The organism is Streptomyces sp. M41 (assembly GCF_043673425.1).
Taxonomy (GTDB): Bacteria; Actinomycetota; Actinomycetes; order Streptomycetales; family Streptomycetaceae; genus Streptomyces.
This window is the reverse complement of the sequence record NZ_JBIMKE010000014.1, coordinates 1-20,040: the sequence shown is the minus strand read 5'-3', so window position 1 is coordinate 20,040 and position 20,040 is coordinate 1. Positions and strand designations below refer to the sequence as shown.

Annotated in this window: 19 protein-coding genes; 6 read left to right on the top strand and 13 right to left on the bottom strand. The window is 71.2% G+C overall.

Annotated elements, in window-relative coordinates; genetic code table 11:
• The first annotated feature begins 409 nt into the window (after positions 1-409).
• The 3 genes from ACHBTE_RS18700 to ACHBTE_RS18690 all read left to right on the top strand — a co-directional run bounded on the left by ACHBTE_RS18700 (position 410) and on the right by ACHBTE_RS18690 (position 4,039).
• Positions 410-1,204, top strand: coding sequence for a class I SAM-dependent methyltransferase (locus ACHBTE_RS18700; RefSeq protein ID WP_394725056.1), 795 nt, complete (start codon positions 410-412; stop codon positions 1,202-1,204).
• Positions 1,205-1,374: 170 nt separating this feature from the next.
• A complete protein-coding gene (locus ACHBTE_RS18695; protein WP_394725055.1) occupies positions 1,375-2,457 on the top strand; it encodes an NlpC/P60 family protein in 1,083 nt (360 codons plus the stop codon).
• 283 nt (positions 2,458-2,740) lie between these two features.
• The gene (locus tag ACHBTE_RS18690; protein ID WP_394725054.1) at positions 2,741-4,039 is read left to right on the top strand and encodes a PP2C family protein-serine/threonine phosphatase; all 1,299 of its coding nucleotides are present in this window, start codon (positions 2,741-2,743) and stop codon (positions 4,037-4,039) included.
• 141 nt (positions 4,040-4,180) lie between these two features.
• Here the strand turns inward: ACHBTE_RS18690 and ACHBTE_RS18685 are convergent, their stop codons facing one another.
• The 4 genes from ACHBTE_RS18685 to ACHBTE_RS18670 all read right to left on the bottom strand — a co-directional run bounded on the left by ACHBTE_RS18685 (position 4,181) and on the right by ACHBTE_RS18670 (position 6,684).
• Complete coding sequence (locus ACHBTE_RS18685; RefSeq protein WP_394725053.1) at positions 4,181-4,513, bottom strand: DUF2516 family protein; 333 nt, start codon at positions 4,511-4,513, stop codon at positions 4,181-4,183.
• 153 nt (positions 4,514-4,666) lie between these two features.
• Positions 4,667-5,377 carry a hypothetical protein gene (locus tag ACHBTE_RS18680; protein ID WP_394725052.1) on the bottom strand — a complete coding sequence of 237 codons (711 nt, stop codon included), beginning with the start codon at positions 5,375-5,377 and terminating at the stop codon, positions 4,667-4,669.
• A 155-nt stretch (positions 5,378-5,532) separates the two neighbouring features.
• On the bottom strand, positions 5,533-6,183 hold the full coding sequence (locus ACHBTE_RS18675; RefSeq protein ID WP_394725051.1) for a helix-turn-helix domain-containing protein: 651 nt from the start codon (positions 6,181-6,183) through the stop codon (positions 5,533-5,535).
• Between the two features lie 156 nt (positions 6,184-6,339).
• Positions 6,340-6,684 (bottom strand): hypothetical protein, encoded by a 345-nt coding sequence (locus tag ACHBTE_RS18670; RefSeq protein WP_394725050.1) that lies wholly within the window; start codon positions 6,682-6,684, stop codon positions 6,340-6,342.
• Positions 6,685-6,862: 178 nt separating this feature from the next.
• On the opposite strand from ACHBTE_RS18670, the gene ACHBTE_RS18665 reads away from it, so the two are divergent.
• A complete protein-coding gene (locus tag ACHBTE_RS18665; RefSeq protein WP_394725049.1) occupies positions 6,863-7,786 on the top strand; it encodes an NAD-dependent epimerase/dehydratase family protein in 924 nt (307 codons plus the stop codon).
• 38 nt (positions 7,787-7,824) lie between these two features.
• On the opposite strand, the gene ACHBTE_RS18660 is transcribed toward ACHBTE_RS18665, so the two are convergent.
• Complete coding sequence (locus tag ACHBTE_RS18660) at positions 7,825-8,367, bottom strand: HAD domain-containing protein (protein ID WP_394725217.1); 543 nt, start codon at positions 8,365-8,367, stop codon at positions 7,825-7,827.
• Between the two features lie 11 nt (positions 8,368-8,378).
• Positions 8,379-9,050 (bottom strand): RraA family protein, encoded by a 672-nt coding sequence (locus tag ACHBTE_RS18655; protein ID WP_394725048.1) that lies wholly within the window; start codon positions 9,048-9,050, stop codon positions 8,379-8,381.
• Between the two features lie 183 nt (positions 9,051-9,233).
• Here ACHBTE_RS18655 and ACHBTE_RS18650 point away from each other — a divergent pair, with 183 nt between their 5' ends.
• Complete coding sequence (locus ACHBTE_RS18650) at positions 9,234-10,073, top strand: nitroreductase/quinone reductase family protein (protein WP_394725047.1); 840 nt, start codon at positions 9,234-9,236, stop codon at positions 10,071-10,073.
• Between the two features lie 53 nt (positions 10,074-10,126).
• On the opposite strand, the gene ACHBTE_RS18645 is transcribed toward ACHBTE_RS18650, so the two are convergent.
• The 5 genes from ACHBTE_RS18645 to ACHBTE_RS18625 form a co-directional block, all read right to left on the bottom strand.
• Complete coding sequence (locus ACHBTE_RS18645) at positions 10,127-12,169, bottom strand: HelD family protein (protein WP_394725046.1); 2,043 nt, start codon at positions 12,167-12,169, stop codon at positions 10,127-10,129.
• A gap of 74 nt (positions 12,170-12,243) precedes the next feature.
• The gene (locus ACHBTE_RS18640; protein ID WP_394725045.1) at positions 12,244-12,855 is read right to left on the bottom strand and encodes a TetR/AcrR family transcriptional regulator; all 612 of its coding nucleotides are present in this window, start codon (positions 12,853-12,855) and stop codon (positions 12,244-12,246) included.
• Positions 12,856-12,864: 9 nt separating this feature from the next.
• Positions 12,865-15,039: an aminoglycoside phosphotransferase family protein gene (locus tag ACHBTE_RS18635; protein ID WP_394725044.1), complete on the bottom strand. Its 2,175-nt coding sequence runs from the start codon at positions 15,037-15,039 to the stop codon at positions 12,865-12,867.
• A 258-nt stretch (positions 15,040-15,297) separates the two neighbouring features.
• Positions 15,298-16,020: an HAD family hydrolase gene (locus tag ACHBTE_RS18630; protein WP_394725043.1), complete on the bottom strand. Its 723-nt coding sequence runs from the start codon at positions 16,018-16,020 to the stop codon at positions 15,298-15,300.
• A 29-nt stretch (positions 16,021-16,049) separates the two neighbouring features.
• Entirely contained in the window at positions 16,050-16,928 is an 879-nt protein-coding gene (locus ACHBTE_RS18625; RefSeq protein WP_394725042.1) for a winged helix-turn-helix domain-containing protein, read from the bottom strand.
• Positions 16,929-17,081: 153 nt separating this feature from the next.
• Here ACHBTE_RS18625 and ACHBTE_RS18620 point away from each other — a divergent pair, with 153 nt between their 5' ends.
• Complete coding sequence (locus ACHBTE_RS18620; RefSeq protein WP_394725041.1) at positions 17,082-17,270, top strand: hypothetical protein; 189 nt, start codon at positions 17,082-17,084, stop codon at positions 17,268-17,270.
• A gap of 54 nt (positions 17,271-17,324) precedes the next feature.
• Here the strand turns inward: ACHBTE_RS18620 and ACHBTE_RS18615 are convergent, their stop codons facing one another.
• Together ACHBTE_RS18615 and ACHBTE_RS18610 are read right to left on the bottom strand one after the other, a co-directional pair.
• Entirely contained in the window at positions 17,325-18,236 is a 912-nt protein-coding gene (locus tag ACHBTE_RS18615; RefSeq protein ID WP_394725040.1) for a GntR family transcriptional regulator, read from the bottom strand.
• A 298-nt stretch (positions 18,237-18,534) separates the two neighbouring features.
• Positions 18,535-19,794, bottom strand: coding sequence for a GNAT family N-acetyltransferase (locus tag ACHBTE_RS18610; RefSeq protein ID WP_394725039.1), 1,260 nt, complete (start codon positions 19,792-19,794; stop codon positions 18,535-18,537).
• Positions 19,795-20,040 lie beyond the last annotated feature (246 nt).

Sequence of the window (20,040 nt, the reverse complement as noted above, 5' to 3'; positions counted from 1 at the left end):
CGGGGGTTCGGGGGGTCTTGAGCCTGCGGGTGGGGTGGGGGTGCTGTTTTGTGCCTGCGGCGGCCTCTGCGGGTTTGTGGGGGGTGCTGTCTTGTGCCTGCGGCGGCCTCCGCGGGCTTGATAGGGGTGCTGTCTTGTGCCTGCGGCGGCCTCCGCGGGTTTGTGGGGGGTGCCGTCTTGTGCCTGCGGCAGCCCCCGCGGGTATCGAAGGGTGCGCGTCGCGCGTGCGGTTCGTTGGGGGTCGGGGCCGCGCCGGGGGGTGTCCGTCCTCGGACCGGCGGTCGGGCCGGTGAGGGTTCTGTTCCTTGACGCCGGCCACTGCGGGCGGACACCCCCCGGCACGTCCCCTGCTCGCCGTTGCGCCGGTGCGGGCCTCGTGGGCTTGTGGTCGGCGCATACCCTCGTGTGCATGAACTCCCGCGCCCCCGCCCGCCCTGTGGGCGCCGTCACTCGCGGGACCACCAACCCCAACCGGCTGCGCCGCATGGACCGATGGATCGCCCATACGCATGGCGGTGCGCTGCGGCGGGCTGTCGAGCCGATCGCCGTCGATCTTGGGTATGGGGCCGCCCCCTGGACCGCGGTCGAGTTGCTCGAGCGGCTTCGTGCGGTGGCGCCGGGAGTGCGGGTGGTCGGGGTGGAGATCGAGCCTGCTCGGGTTGCCGCGGCCAAGAGGTACGAGCGGGAGGGGCTCGTCTTCCGGCACGGGGGGTTCGAGGTGCCGATTCCGCAGCGGCCGATGCTGGTGCGGGCGGCGAATGTGCTGCGGCAGTACGAGGAGGGTGAGGTCGGGGCCGTCTGGGAGCGGCTGTGCGGGCGGCTCGCGGCCGGGGGGCTGCTGGTGGAGGGCACCTGCGACGAGATCGGGCGGCGGCACGTGTGGGTGGCGCTCGGGCCCGAGGGGGCGCGCACGGTCACGTTCGCGACCCGGCTGGGGTCGCTGGAGCGGCCGTCGGATCTCGCCGAGCGGCTGCCCAAGGCGCTCATTCATCGCAATGTTCCCGGTGAGCCCGTCCATGCCTTCCTACGCGACTTCGACCGGGCCTGGGCCGCCGCCGCGCCGTATGCCTCGTACGGGGCCCGGCAGCGCTGGATGCGGGCCGTGCGGGAGCTCGCGGCCGACTGGCCGGTGACGGACGGGCCGGTGCGCTGGCGGCAGGGGGAAGTGACGGTGCGCTGGGAGGCGTTGGCGCCGCGGGGCTGAGTTCGGGGGAACGATCTCTGTGAGTCGTTCGTCACAAAGGCGGGGAGTTCGTCGTACGACGGCGGGAATGGGGGAGGGAGTCACTGCCTCTGTCGTTTTGCGCCACGGCGTGGCACGATCCCTCAGGCGTCCGTATGTTACTGACGGTAAATCAGGTTGGGGGAAGAGGTATGGGACCGGGCAAGCGCACCCTCCCGGCGGGCAGGCGCAGCGTCCTCGCAGCCGTGGCCGTAGTCTGCGCGGTCACCGTACTGGCGGCGCCGGGCACGGCGTTCGCGGCACCCGATCCCTCCCCGTCGGCGTCGGCCACCGTGTCGAACGAGGAGCTCGAAGCCGTCCGCGGGAAGCTCGAGAAGCTCTATCACGCCGCCGCCGTCGCCACGGACGAGTACAACGCCGCCGAGGAGGCGACCGAGAAGCAGTCCGCCCAGATCGTCGCGCTGGCGAAGCAGATCGTCAAAGGCAAGGAGAAGCTCGCCGAGTTGAAGAAGCGCGCCGGTGCCGCCGCCGCCGCGCAGTACCGCTCGGGCGGGCTGCCCGACGAGGCGCATCTGATGCTCAGCGACGACCCGCGGCAGTTCCTCGACGGCGCGGGCCGGGTGTTGCAGGGCCAGCGGGCGACCAAGGGACTGCTGGCGGAAATGACCCGTACCCAGCAGGACTTGGAGCTGTACGCCAAGGACGCCTCCGCGCAGTGGCGCAAGCTGGAGGCGGGCCGCAAGGCCAAGGCGACCGCCCAGAAGAAGATCGAGAAGCAGATCGCGGAGGCCGAGAAGCTCGAATCCCGGCTGGAGAAGGAGGAGAAGGAGCGCCTCGCCCAGCTGGAGGAGGAAGCGGCCTACAAGGCGCAGACCGCCTGGCTGGACTCCGGCATCCTGAAGGACCTCGACACCAAGGCGTCCGAGCAGGGCCGCAAGGCCGTCGAGTACGCCACCGCCCAGCTCGGCAAGCCGTACGAGTGGGGCGCCGAGGGCCCGAAGAGCTACGACTGTTCGGGACTGACGTCACAGGCCTGGGTGAACGCAGGGCGCGGCATCCCGCGGACCTCGCAGGAGCAGTGGAAGCAGCTGGAGCGCATCGACGTCGCCGACATGCGCCCCGGCGACCTCATCATCTACAACGCCGACGCCAGCCATGTGGCCATGTACATCGGCGACGGCGCGATGGTCCACGCCCCGCGACCGGGGCGGACGGTGACCGTGGCAGGGGCGGGCTCGATGCCGATCCTCGGGGTGGTTCGCCCCGATGCGTGAGGATTCAGGGGGTCTTGTGGCGAGGGGGTCGTGACCCCGGCCACGTGACCCACCCCACGTCTCCTCGCCTCCCAAACCGAGGGCCGACGTGACGTTCGTCATCCCTCACCCGCTCCCGCCCTGTCCAACTGCGGTACGGAACGCGGCATATGACAGTGGCGAGAGTCAACGCGGCGTGGCTCACACCATTCCGTTGCGGCGCCGACTACCGCTATGGTCCCCGTCGGTGGATCGAGGACCCTCGCTCCCACCACCCTCGGGGGGAGGGAAGGAACTCAAGACAATGCCCGTACCCATACCGCGGCAGAGAGCGATCCCGGCCGTGGAGAGTGGTCAGGCGCCCGCCGCTTCCCCAGGCGGCACCTCCACGGAAGTGGCCCCGCGTAAGGAAGAAAAGGTAGAGAACACCACTCACACCAACCTGACGCTGCTGCTGATCGAGGACGATCCCGGCGGCTCGGCCATCGTGCCCGAGATGCTCGACTCGGCCGGCAAGCCGATCCGTGTGCGCACCGCCCGCAACCTCACCGAGGCCGAGCGACTGCTCACCGACGACGTCCACTGCATCCTGCTGGACCTCGCGCTGCCGGCGCCCGGCCATGCCGCCGACGACGAGCTGGCCGTGCTCAAGCACGTCCTGGAGCTCGCGCCCCGCCACGCCGTCCTCGCCCTCACCGCCTCCGGTGACGCCGAGCGCGGCGCCGAAGCCGTGCGCGTCGGCGCTCAGGACTACCTCTTCCGGGACGAGCTGGACGGGCGGCTGCTGAGCCGGGCCATTCGGTACGCGGTGGAGCGGAAACGTTCGGACACCGCCGAGCGACGGCTGGCCGAGGGCCGGATGCGGGCCCAGGAGAACCGCCGGCTGGAGCGCGGTCTGCTGCCGACGCCGCTGCTGGAGGGCTCCTCGCTGCGCTTCGCCGCGCGCTACCGGCCCGGGCGCTCGCGTGCCCTGCTGGGCGGTGACTTCTACGACGTCGTCCGCACCGCGGACGGAACCGTGCACGCCATGATCGGTGACGTCTGCGGGCACGGGCCCGACGAGGCCGCGCTCGGCGTGGAGCTGCGGATCGCCTGGCGGGCGCTGACCCTGGCGGGGCTGTGCGGGGACGCGCTGCTCGGCACGTTGCAGCAGGTCCTCGAGCACGAGCGGGCCGACGACGAGATCTTCGCGACGCTGTGCACGGTGGACATATCGCCGGATGGCCGGCGGGCCGGGCTGTGCCTCGCGGGGCACCCCTCGCCGCTGCTGGCCCGGCCGGGGCGGGCGGCGCGTCTGCTGCCGTACGACAACAACGGGCCCGCGCTCGGGCTGCTGCCCGGGGCCCGGTGGCCTCGGATGCAGGTGGAGCTGGGGGCCGAGTGGAGCCTGATGCTCTACACCGACGGGCTGATCGAGGGGCGGATCGGCGAGGGCCGGGAGCGGCTCGGCCAGGACGGCATGGTGTCCATGGTCCGGCGCCAGCTCGGTGAAGGGCTGCGGGGCGAAGCCCTGCTGCGGGCCGCGGTGAACGAGGTCCGGGACCTCAATGGCGGCGAGCTGACGGACGACGTGGCCGTGCTGCTGCTCGACCGGGGGGTCTGAGAGCGGGCGGTTCGAGAGCGGGCGGTTCGCGCGCCGCCCGTCCGGGGCGGCACGGGACCGCACCACCCGCCCCCTCGTCAGGGGGTCGTCAGGGCCTCGTCGCCCAGCGGCGCCGATCCGTGGGCGTCGGGCCGCCGCTGCTCAGCGCCCGCCGTTCCACGGGCCGTACGGGCCGTCGCTGCTGGAGCCCTTTCTGCTGCGGCCACCGCCCGGGAGGCCCTTGATCGCGGGGCGGACGTCGACCATGTAGACGATCGTGGCGATGAGGCCGATGATCGGCAGGAACGACAGGATGTTGAAGATCAGGTTCACCACGAAGGCGAGCCCGAGGATGATCAGCCAGAACGGCTTGGTCTGCTTGTCAGCGGCGCGGTAGGCGTCCTCACGGCGGATGGCCGCGTCGATCAGCGCGAAGCCGCTGAAAAGGATCAGGGCCACGCTCAGCAGCCACATGAACCCTGCGAAGCCCTGCATCAGCACAACGTCCACCACCTGAATCGGCTCGTATCTACGCGGTCACCGTACCCGCAACCGCCTGACCGCTACCCGAACAACGGGCCGAGCACTCCCTGAGTGCCCGGCCCGTGCCCATCGTCCCCTTTTCACCCGTCCGTGTTACGTGGCGGGTTACTTGGCGGGCGGCGTCGTCTTCTTGGCGGCGGGCTTGCGCGCCGGAGCCTTCTTGGCGGGGGCCTTCTTGGCCGCGGTGGGCGCCGCGGCCTCGGTGGCGGGCTTCGGCACGGCGGGCGCGGCCGGCTTGGCCTCGGTCCGGTCCTGCTTGACCTCGACCGGCTCGCCCTTCGGCTCGACCGCGATCGCGAACTCCTCGATCTCCTCGGCCGCCTCGCCGCGCCAGGTCCGCACGGCCTGCTCACCGTGCTCGGCGACCTTCTCGTAGGTCTCGCGGGCCTTCACGGCGTACTCGGCGGCGACGCCGACCGTGCGCAGCGCGAGGTCCTGGGCGCTCTCGCCGAGCTTCCTCAGGTCGGCGTCGATGCTGCTGCCGAACTTCTTGAAGTCCGCGTCCAGGTTGCTGCCCAGCTTCTTGATGTCGGCGTCGAGGGCGCCGATGAACTCGGTGACCTTGGTCTGGATGGTCTCCTGCGCCTCCTTGGCCTTGGCTCCCGCCTCCTTGGCGCGGGCGCCGGCCTTCTCCTGGACGGCCTTCGGGTCCGTGTTGCGAACGGCCTCGAACCGGGCCGGCGCCTCGGTGCGCAGCTGCTCCACCAGGCCGGGCACCTTCTTGGCCTGCTGGTAGGCCAGGTCGGCGGTGCCGGCGGCGAAGTAGAGCGGGGTCGGGTCGCTGAGGGTCTTACGCAGGTCGTCGGCGATGGCCATGGTGATGGTCCTCCCGGGTTGCTTTGAGGTGAGGGTTTTGGATCCCGCTGTCGGCCGGGCGCCGGGGCGGCCGTACGGCTGCTCGCCGGTGCGTGTCCGTGCCTGCCGATGCGTGCCGGTGCGTGGTCGCAGGGCGCGCGTGCGGCGAGGCATGGTCAGCCGGCCGACTGCTGCGGGTTGTTCGGGTTCTCCGGGTCGGCGTCGCTGCCGTCGGACGTACGGGTCGTACGGGTCGTACGGGTCGTGCGGGTCGTGCGGGGCTTACGGCTGCGGCGTACGGCGGTGTCGCCGGAGTCACTCGCGTCACCCGAATCACCGGAGTCACCCGAGTCACTGCCGTGGCCGTCCGCCGCGTCGTCGCGGTGGCCGTCGCTCCGGTCGGCGCCCAAGCCCGAGCCGACGGCCTCGGCCAGCTCGACCGCGTCGACCGCCGCCTCCCCCGCGTCGGGGGATATCCCGAACCCGTTCTCCTTGCGGAAGGATTCGTAGATCTGGAGCAGTACCTGCTTCTGCCGCTCGTTCAGCGTGGGGTCGGCGAGGATGACGGCGCGCGTCTCCACCTCGTCGCGGTCCCGCTCGGCGTCGAGGATGCCGGCCCGCACGTAAAGCGTCTCCGCGGAGATCCGCAGCGCCTTGGCGACCTGCTGCAACACCTCCGCGCTCGGCTTGCGCAGCCCGCGCTCGATCTGGCTCAGGTACGGATTGGACACCCCGGCGGCATCGGCGAGTTGCCGCAGTGACAGCTGCGCGGTGCGCCGCTGCTCACGCAGATACTCGCCGAGATTGCCGACGTTGAGCGATGCCATGCCTCCACCTTGCACCACCCTCGCTAACTATTGCAAGCACCTGCTTGCAAAAGTGCGCCACGCCACGGCCGGCGGTCCGCTCCGCCGGTGTCTGGCTGTCCTGCCCGCGTGATGTGTTGGCAGTCCCGTTCTGCTGTGGGCGTGCGGGGTGGCAGCTCAGGAGCATCGGCGTCCCATCTTCGCCGACCGGCGGTTGTACCCCTTGGTATCCCACCACTCCTCCAAAAGGCGGTGCACCAGCTCGACCAGTTGGCGAAGACGCTCAGCATCAGGGGCGGACGAGGTGAGTACATCCACAAAGGACTTGTCGCCCCAGGGCAGAGTGAACACCCAGCACTCGTCAGCGTGCCCCTTCCGCTCGACGATGATCCGGTAGGTCAGCGTGACACTGCGGTCCGGTTGGTGGTCTACCGTCAGGTCGGTGACGTTGAACCTGATAGCGCCATCATCGGTGGCGAATGAGCGAGCCAGGGCACGCTCAGCCGGCGTGTGAGTCGGCATGTGCACCTCTTACCCCTTTACGGGTAACCCAAGTTAGTCGCCAGCACCTGGCTGCGGCGAGGCCAGGTCGCGGCCGCCCGCCGTCCCGGACCCATGTCACGCCCACCCCCCGCCATCTCGTCCCAGATGACAGAGAGGCATTCCGGCCTCGAAGGACCGCATCGGGACGGTGAGGATCATGCGCGTGTTCGTGGCAGGTGGGACCGGGGTCATGGGAAGGCGGCTGGTGCCGCGGCTCGTGGCCGAGGGGTACGACGTGACGGCCACGACGAGGAGCGCGGCCAAGTTGGGGCTGCTGGCGGGGCTGGGCGCCCGGGGTGTGGTGATGGACGGGCTGGACGAGGCGTCCGTCGGCGAGGCGGTCGCGGCGGCGCGGCCGGACGCGATCGTGCACCAGATGACCGCGCTCGACATCGGCAGGCCCGACATGAAGCGCTTCGACCGGCTCTTCGCCACCACCAACCGGCTGCGCACCGAGGGCACGGACCATCTGCTGGCCGCCGCGCGGGCGAACGGCGTGTCCACCTTCGTCGCGCAGAGCTTCGGCAGCTTCAACGGCCTCCGCCGGGGCGGCTGGGTGAAGACCGAGGAGGACCCGCTGGACCCCATGACGGGGACCGCGCTGCAACCGATGGTGGAGGCCGTACGCCACCTGGAGGACGCGGTCGTCAAGGCGGGCGGCGTCGCGCTGCGCTACGGCGGGTTCTACGGGCCCGGCGCCTCCGACGACATGGTCGAGCTGATCCGGGGCCGTAAGTTCCCGCTCGTCGGGCCCGGCACCGGGCACAGCTCGTTCGTGCATCTCGACGACGCGGCGAGCGCCACCGTCCTGGCCGTGGAACAGCGGGCGACGGGGGTCTTCAGCATCGTCGACGACGAACCGGCTCCGGCCCGGGAATGGCTGCCGTATCTGGCCGCGTGCGCGGGTGCCAAGCGGCCGATGCGGGTGCCGAAGTGGCTGGCGAAGCTGCTGGCCGGGGACCTTCCGGTGCTGATGATGGTCGAGGGGCGCGGCTTCTCCAACGCCAAGGCCAAGCGCGAGCTCGGCTGGACGCTGCGCTACCCCTCGTGGCGCGAGGGCTTCCGGAAGGGACTCGCGTGAACGGGCGTGGCGCGCCCGTTCACCCTGACCTGTACGGGTCACCGAGCCGCCGGGCCGCCGCATGCGGTGAGCCACTCCTGTAGGACGGTGAAGTCCCGGTCGGTCAGGCCCTGGCGGGGATCGACGTGGTGGAGGAGGGCGGGTGCGGGGTGGTTGCCCGCCACCCAGGCCCGGTCGGCGTCGGTGATCTCGTCGTCGAGCCACACGAAGGGGCGCCCGGCGGCCCGTGCCACCAGGGGCCGCGTCTTCCAGTGCAGGCCACGCGGCCCCAGCCGGGGTGCGTCGCCCTCGTCCGGCCACTCGACCATCGGCAGCGGGGGCAGCCCTAGCCAGGGCGCTAGGCAGATGTTCGCGTCGTCCAGCCAGGTCGTGGCCCACACCAGCTCACAGCCGAGCGCGGCGAACCCGGACAGGCGGACGCCGAGGGCCGGGTCGACGCGGGAGAGCAGGGGGTGGTCGGCCGTCCGCGGGAGCGGGTGGGCCGCCTCGTACACCGGGTACGGGTGGTCCGCGCCGAAGGGGATCAGAGTTCCGTCGATGTCGAGGAAGAGAAGGACCGCAGGAGACGGGGACGGGGACAGGGACAACGCGCTCAGCCCTCGAACCCGCCCGCAGTCCCGCCCGCAGTCCCACCCTCGGACCCGCCCGCGAACCCGCCCTCGGCCAGGATCTTGTCGATGCGGGCCCGGTGTGCCGCCTCCCACTCGTCGAGGGACTCCTCCGCCTCCTTCGCCAGTTTCGTGCGGGCCGCCGCCAGGATCTCCTCCCGGCGATCCGCGGGGACGACCACGACACCCTCCTCGTCGGCCACCACCACGTCCCCGGGGTCGACCGCCGCACCCCCGCACCGCACCCGCTCGTTCAGCGGCCGTACGGCGGCCTTCGTGCCCGGGATCGGGACGACGCCCCGCGCGAAGACCGGGAAGCCCGCCTCCCGCACCTCCGCCAGGTCCCGGATCACCCCGTCGACGACGAAGGCGGCGATGCCGCGGCGCTGGGCGACGGCACAGACGTTGCCGCCGGCCAGGGCGAATCGCAGGTCCCCCGACTCGACCACCACGACCGAGCCGGACGGCGCCCGGTGGATCGCCGCGTGCAGCATCAAGTTGTCGCCGGGCGAGCACGACACCGTGTACGCGGGGCCGGCGACGCGCGGGACAGGGCTCCACAGGGAGCGGATGCCGAGGTCCAGTACCTGCTCGCGGCCCAGCAGGTCGGCGAGCGTCGTCGTGGGGATCTCCTGAAATTGCCTGGTGGTTGTCATGGGACGGACGGTACCGTGTGCTCCATGACTGCCGGGTCGGCCTTGTGCCGTGAGCGAGTTGGGTGTTGCCCGGCCTCTGAGTGAGGCCGTGGCGGCGGGCCAGGAGCCCGCCTCTTTCTCTTCGCCTTCCCCTCCGTTTCCTTCGTACGGAATCCAGCGACAGAGAAAGAGAAAGAGAGAGACTTGCCCAACGATTTCAATCAACAGGTCATCGACGAGCTCCGCGCCAACAAGGGCCGTGTCGGCGGCTACTTCGAAGGTGCGCGGCTGCTGCTGATCACCACCACGGGCGCCCGCTCCGGCCGCCGGCACACCACCCCCGTCGGCTTCCTCCCCGACGGCGAGCGCGTCCTGGTCATCGCCTCCGCGGCCGGCGCCCCGACGCACCCGGCGTGGTTCCACAACCTCCTGGCGAACCCCCAGGTCACCGTGGAGAGCGGCGCTTTCACCTACGAGGCGCGGGCGGTCGTCCTCGAGGGCGAGGAGCGTGACCGGGCCTTCGCGCGGGCCGTGGAGACGGACCCGGGCTGGGCGGAGTACCAGGAGAAGACGCGGCGAGTGATCCCCGTCGTGGCGCTGGAGGCCATCGCCCAGGACGGCCCGGGGAGCATCAACGCCTCTTCGATGGGCGAGGCCATCAAGGTCGTCCACGACGCCTTCCGGCGTGAACTCGCCCTGATCCGGGAGGAAATGGCCAAGGGGAGCGGTACGACCCTGGGCGCCCAGCTGCGCGTCAACTGCCTGACCTTCTGCGCCGGACTGCACAACCACCACACCGGCGAGGGCCTGGGCATGTTCCCCGTCCTGGCCGACCGCCACCCCGAGCTCCGGCCCACGCTGGACCGGCTGAGCGAGGAGCACGAGCGGATCGCCGAGCTCATCGAGGACCTGCGCGGCGTCGTGACCGCCGAGGACACGGACCCGGCGACCGCCCGCGCCGAGGTGGAGCGGCTGACGACGGCGCTGGAGGCGCATCTGACGTACGAGGAGGAGCAGTTGGTGCCGATCCTCGACGCCGCGTAGGCCGGGCCGCGACGAGGGGTGCCTCCACGGGGAGGGAAGCGCGGCGGCACCCCTCAGAACGGCAGCGGCCCGTCGTGCACCACCTCCAGCCCCGCCACCGCCCGCGTAACCACCACGTACAGCCGGTGCAACCCCCGCTCCTCCGCCGCCACCATCGCGGCCGGGTCCACGGCGACGACCTGGTCGTACTCCAGCCCCTTCACCACGCTCGCCGGCACGAGGGCCACTCGCGCCCCCGACTCGTCCGCGCCCCCCGCCCCGATCCCGGCCGCCCCCAGCGCCTCGCGCACCCGCTCCACATCCCCGTCGGCCGCGACGACCCCCACGGACCCCTCCCGGCCCAGGGCGTCCCGTACGGCGGCCACGACCGCACCCGGCAGATCGCCGTCGGCCGCCCGGAACCGCAACTCCCCCTCGCCCCGCAGCGAACGGGCCGCGGGCACCTCCACATCGAGCCGCGCGAGAAGCCGGTTGGCCAGCGCCAGCACCGCCCCGGGCACCCGGAATCCGGTCGTGAGCGGCACGACCACCGCGTCCGGCTTCCCCAGATGCCGCAGCACCGTCTCCCATGACCGCGCCGCCCACGGCGTCGTCCCCTGCGCCAGATCCCCCCGCACCGTCACCGACCCGAAGGCCGCCCGGCGCGCGATCGCCCGGCACTCCAACGGCGACAGGTCCTGCGCCTCGTCCACGACGACATGGCCGTACCCCTGCGGATGCTCGATGAGTCCGGCCACCTCGTCGAGCAGCACCAGGTCGGCGGCCGACCAGCGCGCCGACTTCCACGACCGGGGCGGCTTCGCCCACAGCAGCGCCTTCTGCTCGTCGGCGTCCAGCAGCCCGTCCGCCGCCGCGGCCAACACGCCTGGCTCGGTGAGCAGTTCGGCGAGGACCTCCTCGGCCCGGACCCGCGGCCATACGGCGTCGACGTACGCCCCGACCGCCCGCGACCGCGAGATCCGCTGCACCCAGGCGTTGCTCCGCGGCCCGGCACGCCGCTCGGCCTGGGCCTGAATGCGCCGCACCACACGCGTACGCACCCGCTCCCGGCCGACGGCGTACGGCGGCTCCTCGTCCCGCACGTCCGCCATGATCCGCAGCAGCTCGCTCTCGGTGACCCGCCAGCGATAGGAGCCGTCCGGCACCACGAGGGCGTCCACCCCCTCGGCGCCGACCCTCGCGTACAGCGCCCGTCGCAGGACCTGAGCCATCCGCACGTCGTGCTTCACGCCGGCCGCCCGCTCGTCGTCGGTCTCGGCAACCGGATGCCGGGCGATCTCGTCCCGGAGTGTGGACTGACGGACTCCGCTCTCGCCGAGGGCGGGCAGCACCTGGGAGATGTACGTCAGGAACGTCCGGTTGGGGCCGAGGATCAGCAGTCCGCCGCGCCGGACGCGGTGCGGGTGGGTGTAGAGCAGATAGGCGGCGCGATGCAGGCCGACCGCGGTCTTGCCGGTGCCGGGAGCGCCCTGCACGCAGACGGAGAGGGCGAGGTCGCCCCGTACGAGATCGTCCTGCTCGGGCTGGATGGTGGCCGCGATGTCGCGCATGGGCCCGACGCGGGGCCGCTCCATCTCCCGGGTGACGATCTCGCTCGCGCGGGACTCGCCACCGGCCTGCAGGTGCTCGTCCTCCAGGCCCGTGAGGTCCGCGGAGTCGCCGTTGCTGCCGGGCGCCCAGCCGAACCGCCGGCGCACGGCGACGCCCTGCGGGTCGTGGACGGTGGCCTGGTAGAAGGCGCGGGAGACGGGGGCGCGCCAGTCGACGACGAGGGGCTCTTGAGCGGGGTGCTCGCCGATGCGCAGCCGCCCGATGTGCAGCGACCGGAGCTCACCGGGGTCCGGCCGCTCGCCGCCGCCGAAGTCGAGACGCCCGAAGAACAGCGGCCCCTCGGGCAGCTCGCGCATCTCCTTGGCGCGGCTGCGCAACCCGTGGCCGAGGACCTCGGCGTCGGCTCCGGAGGCGGAGACGTCGGCGCCGGTGACGACGTGTTCCTGGGCGTCCTCGACCATGCCGTGGAAGGCGGTACGGCAGCGTTCGTGGTGGGCGCGTTCGCGGCTGAGGGCGTGACGGAGGGCGGGGTCGGGTGACGTCATTCCATGGAGCGTACGCCAAAAAACACAACCGAGTTAAATATTTTACTGAGACTCACACGGCGGAGCTCTGGACCTCAGGGAGCGGCCAGCTCCCCGAGCCCTGCCTCCAGCACCCCGAACGCCCGCTCGGCGGACGCCACCGCATCCCGCCTGACCTCGGCCAACGGCTCCCCCGCGGCGATCCGCCGCCAGTTCTCCTGAGCGAGGATCCGCTGGACGGCGACGATCTGGCCGGCGGCCAGCCGGGCCGGGAGCCCCCCGCCGAGCGCCTCGGCGAGCGCGGCCTCCGAGCGCTCCAGATAGCCGTACAGACGGGCGGCCAGCGCGGGGGTCTCGTACAGCATCGACTGGTAGGCGAGGACCTCGGGGTGGTCGTTGAGCCCGGTGACGGGATCGCACCGCTCGAGCCCGTCGAGAAAGTGCCGCCGCAGCGCCTCGACGGGCGCCGGGCCCTGTCGCACGATCCGGGCGGCCTCGTCCTCGTGGTCGGCGAACCGGTACAGGACGAGATCCTCCTTCGTCGGGAAGTACCGGAAGAGCGTCGGCTTGGAGATCTCGGCGGCGGCGGCGACCTCGGCGACGGAGACGGCGTCGAAGCCCTTCTCCAGGAAGAGCCGGATGGCGGTGTCCGACACCGTCCGGTACATCCGCCGCTTCTTGCGTTCCCGCAGCCCGATCTCACTCATGCCGTGAGCCTACGGCGATGAGATACGGGTCACCGTGGGGCGGACGGGCAGCCCCAGGAAGGCGGTGGCCGCGGCCAGGGTCATCGGGTACGAGTCCACCGCCCGCCGGACGTTGGGCGCGTCCATGCTCACGCCGGTGACCAGCCGGTCCAGGTCCACATAGGCGGAACGGACGGTCTCGATGCCCCGGTAGACCCGCCAGTCCCGCCGCCAGTTGCCGGTGTGCTCGCCGGGCAGCCGCTCCTCCCAGCGCCGGAACATCCGGTCCCGGATCTCCGGCCGGGTCGGGGTGAGGTGCATGTGCCGGACCAGGTCGTAGAGGGGATCGCCGACCACCGCCATCTCCCAGTCGATGATGGTCAGGGCCAGGCAGTCGTCCCGGCGCACCAGGTTCCACGGGTTGAGGTCGCCGTGCAGCAGGGAGGGCTTTCGGTCGCTCACCCGGTGGCGGGACAGGATCTGCCGGAGCCGGTCCGCGTCGGGGAGTCCCAGACAGCGGGCCGGCTGCTGCGACTCCTTGGGCAAGTCAGCGACCAGCTGCACCAGTTGATTGCGCAGCCACGCGAAGAAGTCGCCCTCCCCGGCGGTCGGGTCGACCTGCTTGTAGTCCACGTGCGTCAGGGCGCAGAGCTGGTCCACGAGCCGGTCCGCCTCGTGCGGGAGCAGACCGTGCACCGGATGACCGGGAGGCCTGTCACGCGGTCCGACATAGGTGTGGATGGCGAACAAGTCGTCCGCGTAGCTCACGCCCAGCGCGAGGGCCCGCGGCGCCGCCACCTCGACGGGCGCCTCCTCGATCGCACGGAGCACGGCGTGCTCGCTGAGAAAGCTGGGCTCCCGGCGGCGGACGTCGGGCAGCCTGCGCCGCACGACCACGGGAAAGTCGACCCCCGGTACCGATACGACGGTGTTGAGGTGCGCGGTCCCCTTGAACACCCGGTCCGCCGGAGCGGCCCCCTCGACCAGCAACGCCTCGCGCACGGCCGAGACGGGAAAGTCGGGCGGCGCGCCGAGCCGCCGGTCGGGCGTCCAGGTGAAGGCCCTGGTGACCCAGGCACGCCCGTCGACGCCGCCATGGCTGCGCGAGGCCAGCCAGCGAAAGAGGGCGCGTTCGATCTCCCCCGGGCTCGGCACGCTGCCCAGGCGCAGCGGTTCCGCCGCCGCCTCCAGGGCGCGGCGCACATCCGCGGTCGCCTCGTCGAGTTTCTGCTGGGTGAACGGTTCTTCCAGCGAGCACGCGGCGCGCATGACGTCCGGGTAGACGGACTGCGCCGACTCGAAGGCGAGGTAGCGGGGCAGATCCTTGCCGAGACCGCCGACGGCGGCCGGCCGGATCTCCTGCATGGCCTCGGCCCAGGCGACCACGACCTCGTCCCACTGGTGGGCCGGGTACCGCATCCGCACCAGGTGCGTCGCCAGGTCGTGCAGGGGGTCGCCGTACGTCGCCAGCTCCCAGTCGACGCAGATCAGCGGCGGGTCCCCGGCGTGGGACACGATCAGATTGTCCCGGTGCAGGTCCGCGTGCAGCAGACTGTACGGCCGCCGGGCCATGGCGGGCACCCGCTCGGCGAACCGGGTCAGCGCGTCCTCGGGGATGCCCAGCGCCGCGAACAGCCCGCCGAACGCCTGCCGGTTGGGCCGGCGGATCTGCCGGTCGGCGAGACGGGCCAGCGTCCGCAGGAACCCCTGGCTGTCCATGTCGTTGCGCGGCCAGAGCGCCGGCAGCGGCGGCAGCGCCCCCCGGCGCACCTGGGCCATCCTGGCGAGCAGCCCGGCCAGCGCCTTGACCAGCAGGGTGTCCACGGGCTTGCCGTTTCCGCAGACCTCGGACAGCGGCACGCCCTCGGCATAGCTGTGGATGGAGAAGCCGTCTCCCGCCACGAGGCACTCCGGCACATGGGGCAGGACTCCCCCGATGGCGTCGAGGATCCGCGCCTCGTCGTGCCAGGTCCTGATCACCACGGGCAGCGCCTCGGCCCTGCGGACCCGCACGGTCACGGGGGTGCCGGGCGGGCGCCCGAGGACCGCGGCCATACGCTCCGTGAGTGGCAGCACGTAGTTGTGGTTGTGGTGTCCACTGCTCGCCCGGCCCAGCTTCTCGGCCTGTCCCACGAACTCACGGACGACGTGGTCGGGCGCGGCGCGTCCCCCGTGCACGGGACGGGGAAGGGGAGGTGCGCCCACTGGCCGCTCCGGGTGAGGGTGAAAAGAAGAGGACGGTATGCCAAACGGTTAACACGCGGTGTTCTGCCTCGCACGCCATGGTGAGGCGCCGGTGGCCGCCATGGGCGGTCCGCCACCCTGTTGCACGAAGCTTTGCGAGGCCGCTCGACGTCTGGCTTGTTCGCCATCACTTACGCACGAACGGGAACGGTTGCTCAATCGGTGCGCGCATGCTAGCAGCCCCCTGTGGAGCCCTGTCCCCTTGCTCCGACGGGGATTTCAGGAGTCGGCCGCGCGGACCAGCGTCAGCACCGTCTGAAGCGAATCCACGACCGCCGTCGCCCCCGCCTGACGCAGCAGCTTCTCCTTGCGGGCGTTACGCGCGTAGCCCAGGAACGGGACGCCGGCGCTGTTCGCGGCATGGAGGTCCGAGGGGGTGTCGCCGATCATCAGGGCCGACGAGGGGGCCGCGCCCAGGGCGCTCAGAGCCCGGTTGAGGCAGTGCGGGTCCGGCTTGAGCTGGTGGAGGTCCTGGGTGCGGCCGTAGATGTGGGGGTGGAAGCAGGAGAGCAGGCCGCGGGTGCCGAGGTAGCTGCGGACCACGCGCGGGGAGTTGTTGGTGGTGATGGCGGGCCGGGATCCGAGCGCCGTCCAGGTGCGGATCAGCGGGTCGGCGTACGCCGTGGGCATCGCGGACGAGGTCGCCCGCAGTTCCTCCTGGGTGAGACGTTCCTCCAGCTCCGCCACGAGGTCGCTGCCGGGATGCCGGCGGTCGACGGCACGCAGGACGACATGGGGGTCCAGGGACTCCCGTTCGGCTTCCGTCAGCAGGCCGTGCAGTCCCCGGCTCTCCAGCCACTCCACCAGGTCGGCGGCCACACGCTCCGCCGAATGCCCGGCGAACAGCCCGCAGATCGGTCCGTCGAAGTCCCAGAGCACGATACGGGCGCGGGTGATGAGTTCGCGGAGCTGGTGCGGGTCGTTCTCGGTCTCGGCGGTCACCTGTTCAGTCTGCGTCGTCTCAGAAGTCACTAGGAGAGTGTCAGGTCCGTGCTGATGGTTTCCCAGAGGGCGTCGAACCACTTCTGGGATTCCTCCACGAACGCGGCGTCGCGCTGCCCGGCCTGCCGTACGAAGGAGAAGAGCAGGGACTGGGAGCCCAGGGCGTCGTACATGTCCAGGGTCCGGCTCTCGTACTCCTCCTGACGCTCGGTGAGGACGTAGTAGCCGATCAGCGCCTCGTCGCCGTTGAGCAGGTAGAGCTTCATCGGCGGGGTGAACGGCAGTGCGCGGAAGGTGACATGGACGTCGACACCGTGGGTGGAGCGGATGGCCTGGAGGTTGTGGCGCAGCACCTGGGCCTGGGCGTTGCGCATGGCCAGCCAGCGCTGGTGCACGGGGTCGTCGTCGCCCCGTCCGTCGACCAGTACCGGGAAGGCCAGATGGATGTCCCGGGACGGCAGCAGGATCCGTACGTCGATCGAGCCGGGGCGGATCGAGCCCTCGTGGATCAGGCGCAGGGGCTCGCCGAGGGCCAGCATCAGGGTCTCGGAGGTGTGGCACACGACGTCCACCCGGACCTGCGGGGCGGCGAACACCTCCGTCAGCCGCGGGGAGAGGCCGACCATCGTCGGCTGGGGTGCGTCCCGGGTCGGAGCGGGCAGGGCGATGCGCGGTGGGCTGCCCTTGCTGACGTTGGTGAGGAGACCGTCCTCCTGGAGCGCGCGCAGGGCCTGGCGTACGGTGCCGCGCTCCACCCCGAACTCCTCGGCCAGCTCGGCCTGGGTGGGCAGACGGTCGCCCGCCTTGAGCTCTCCGACGCGGATCCGTTCCCGCAGGATGTCGGCGATCTGCTGCGGAGAGAGTCTCCTGCTGCCGTTCACTGCCACGTTCTCCTGAGTCACGACCAAACGTTACAACTCTGATCCATCTACCGGGAGTTGTTTGCAGGTTGTTTCAACCTAGGGGCCAAGTGGGGACAACTTAGTCAGAGTTGGCGTCAAGTTGGTTGAGTTGGCGGAAGTAATCCTTCCATCCCCAGGAGCCCGAAGGAGGAAACACCGATGCCCGTCCTCGCACTCCTCTCCGCCGTCTTCGTCGTCGGCATAGAACAGACCCTCCAGTGGAAGTACGGAGCCACCGGCGTCATCGGCCTGCTGCTGCTCACCATAGGCATCAAGGCCAAGAGCCCCACCGTCTCCTCGATCGGGGCCGTCGTCCTCGCCCTTCTGTTCTCGGGGCCCGCCCTATGAGCCATACGCACCGCGGGAACGACGAACGCACAGGTCACACGCCGTGGGAGACGATCAGCTCGTGAGCACCAGCTCCGAACTGATCGTCTCCCACAGTGCGTTGAACCAGACATGGGACTGCTCCACGAACGTCATGTCCCGCAGCCCGGCCGCCTGCTCGAAGGCGAACAGCAGGGACTGGATGCCCGCGGCGTCGTACATCTGAAGCTGCTGGTGGTCGATCTCCACCTCGCGGCGCGTCAGCGTGTAGTAGGCGAAGAGCGCCTCCGCGCCGTTGAGCAGATACAGCTTCAGCGGCGGGGTGAACGGCAGCGCGCGAAAGCTGACCCGCACATCGATGCCGTGCGTGGAGCGCAGTGCCAGCAGATTGTGCCGGAGCACCTGCCCCTGGGCGTTGCGCTGGGCGAGCCAGCGCCGGCGCAGCCGCTCGTCGGCGTCGTCGGCCGAGGCGTCCACCGGCGTCGGGAAGGCGAGCGAGATGTCACGGCTGGGCAGCAGGACACGGACGTCGACCTTGGCCGGTTTCAGCTGTCCGGCATGGATCCGGCGGAGCGGTTCGCCGATGGCGAGCGTGAGGGAGACCGCGGTCAGGCACAGGGCGTCGATCTCGACGTGCGGGGCCGCGAAGGCGGCGGCGATGCGCGGGGCGAGCGCCACCATGGTGGGCTGCGGCGGGGCTCCCGGGCCGGTCAGCGCTTTGCGCAGGTCGGGGGCGACGGTTGCCGGTGCCCCCTTGGACACGTTGGTCAGCAGGTGCTCGGACTGCAGGATGCGCAGGGCCTGCCGTACGGCTCCGCGCTCGACGCCGAACTCGTCGGCCAGCTTGGCCTGGGTGGGCATGCGCTGACCGGGCCGCAACTCGCCCGAGGCGATCCGGGCGCGCAGCTCGTCGGCCACCTCCCGATGTGACTTCTGTGGCCGCTGTGACCTCTTCCGCCCATTGACGGAGGCGTGTTTCGGCTCCACGACAAGACATTACAACTTCCCGCCATCTTTAGGCAGTTCCAGAGATGGTGGTTATAAGACGCTTCCAAGCGGTCATAACTACAGTGAAGTTGGTAGCCAACTTCAGCAACATGGTCAGACTTCCTGAGGGTTGGCCGTCCGGGCTCCCTTCCGGAGGGGAGCCGGGAGCCCGATCGGTCCGCACAGCCACAACTTCACATCGACAACCGAACAGCGATGGCACAGCCACAACCGAACAACAACCACAACCGCACAGCTCGCTACGGATGAGTCCCCCGTCGTCGGCAGGGAGGAGCCGTCAGAAGATGTCCGGGCACCAAGGCCGCCTGGACGTACGCAACAGGGCGTCGGCCACTCGGGCGGCGCCCGCTCGCTGTTCTTGCACCAGGCCCAGCGCGGCGAGCCGCACCGCGGACTCGTCGCCGAGCCAGAGCCGGGCCAGGTCGGCCACCTCGAGGGTGAGTTCGGCGTCGGCCGTGGTCGGCGCGCAGGACGAACCGTCCGGCCCTGCCTCCAGGCGGTACCGCCCGCCGGCCGGCCCGCCCTCGTCCACGACCTCCAGCACCAGCGACCCCTGCCCGTCGTACGTCCGCGCCTCCAGGGCCCGTACGACATCCAGGATCCGCACCCACAACCAGTCCGCCAGCGTGGTGACTCGGGCGGCCCGCGGATCGGGCAGGCAGAGGGGCAGCAGGTCGTCGGCCGCCCGCCAGCCGCTCTTGACCGTCGTGATCCAGTCGATCGAGCACAGGTAGCGCCACAGCGCCCGCTCGGCGTCCGGGGTCGCCGCGTCCAGCCATCTCACACTCGCCGTGTTGAGCGGCTGCTTGCCGTCCCCCCATCGTTCGTCCGCGGTGTATGCCACCAGCCCCTGGACCTCGCCGCCCGCCGAGCGGTACACGGCGAAGAAGGGCTCGGTCCACGGCTCCTTGTCCAGCCGCAGCGCCCCCGTCCTGACCTGCCACCAGCGTTCGTTCCGGTCGACGGCGCCCGGCTGGGCGCGGCGCACCCGCTCATGCAGCTCAGGTCCGATCTTGCGTACGTCCGCCCCGTCCACGAGGTCGATCCGGCCGCCGTCCCCGGGCCCCGCCCACCTGGGGTCGAGGCCGGTGCGGGGGACGTCGATCGTCCACTGGGCCGTGAAGGTGGCGGGGCCGAAGCCGTAGCGGCCGTAGATCGGGTACTCCGCCGCTATCAGCGTCGCCACCACGTCTCCGCGGTCCTTCGCCGCGTCCAGGTCCGCGGCCATCATCCGGCTGAGCAGGCCGCGGCGGCGGTGGGTGGGGCTGACGGTGACGTTCGACACGGCGTCGGCGGGGACGGTCGCGCCGCCCACCACGGTGAGTTCCTGGGCGAAGGAGCGGAAGGTGGCGACGCAGCGGCCGGCGTCGAAGGCACCGAGGGTGCGGGCGGGTTCGATGAAGGATCTGCGGTCCGCGATCTCCGCCTCGGAGACGTCGGGGGTGCGCAGGAAGCCGGTGTTCAGGGCACGGGACCAGTCCGGGATGTCGGCGTCGGTGAGAGGGCGGACGTCGATGTGGGGTTCGGGACGGCTCATGGGGCCACGGTAGGTGGGCGGGGCGCGGGGTGTCGCCGGGATTTCCGCTCCCCCGGCGCCCCGCGCCCGCCCGCCGTCCACACCCTGTGGACGAAGCCTGCCCCAAGCCCCGCCCAAGCCATGCCGTGCGGCCGGCATGATCCAGACGGACAGGCCCGGACGACAGGCCCTAGGGCCTGTGTGAGGTTGTGATCATTCTCGGGTTCTGGTCCCGTGTGGGGGTGGGACCTGGTAGGACGCTGGGTG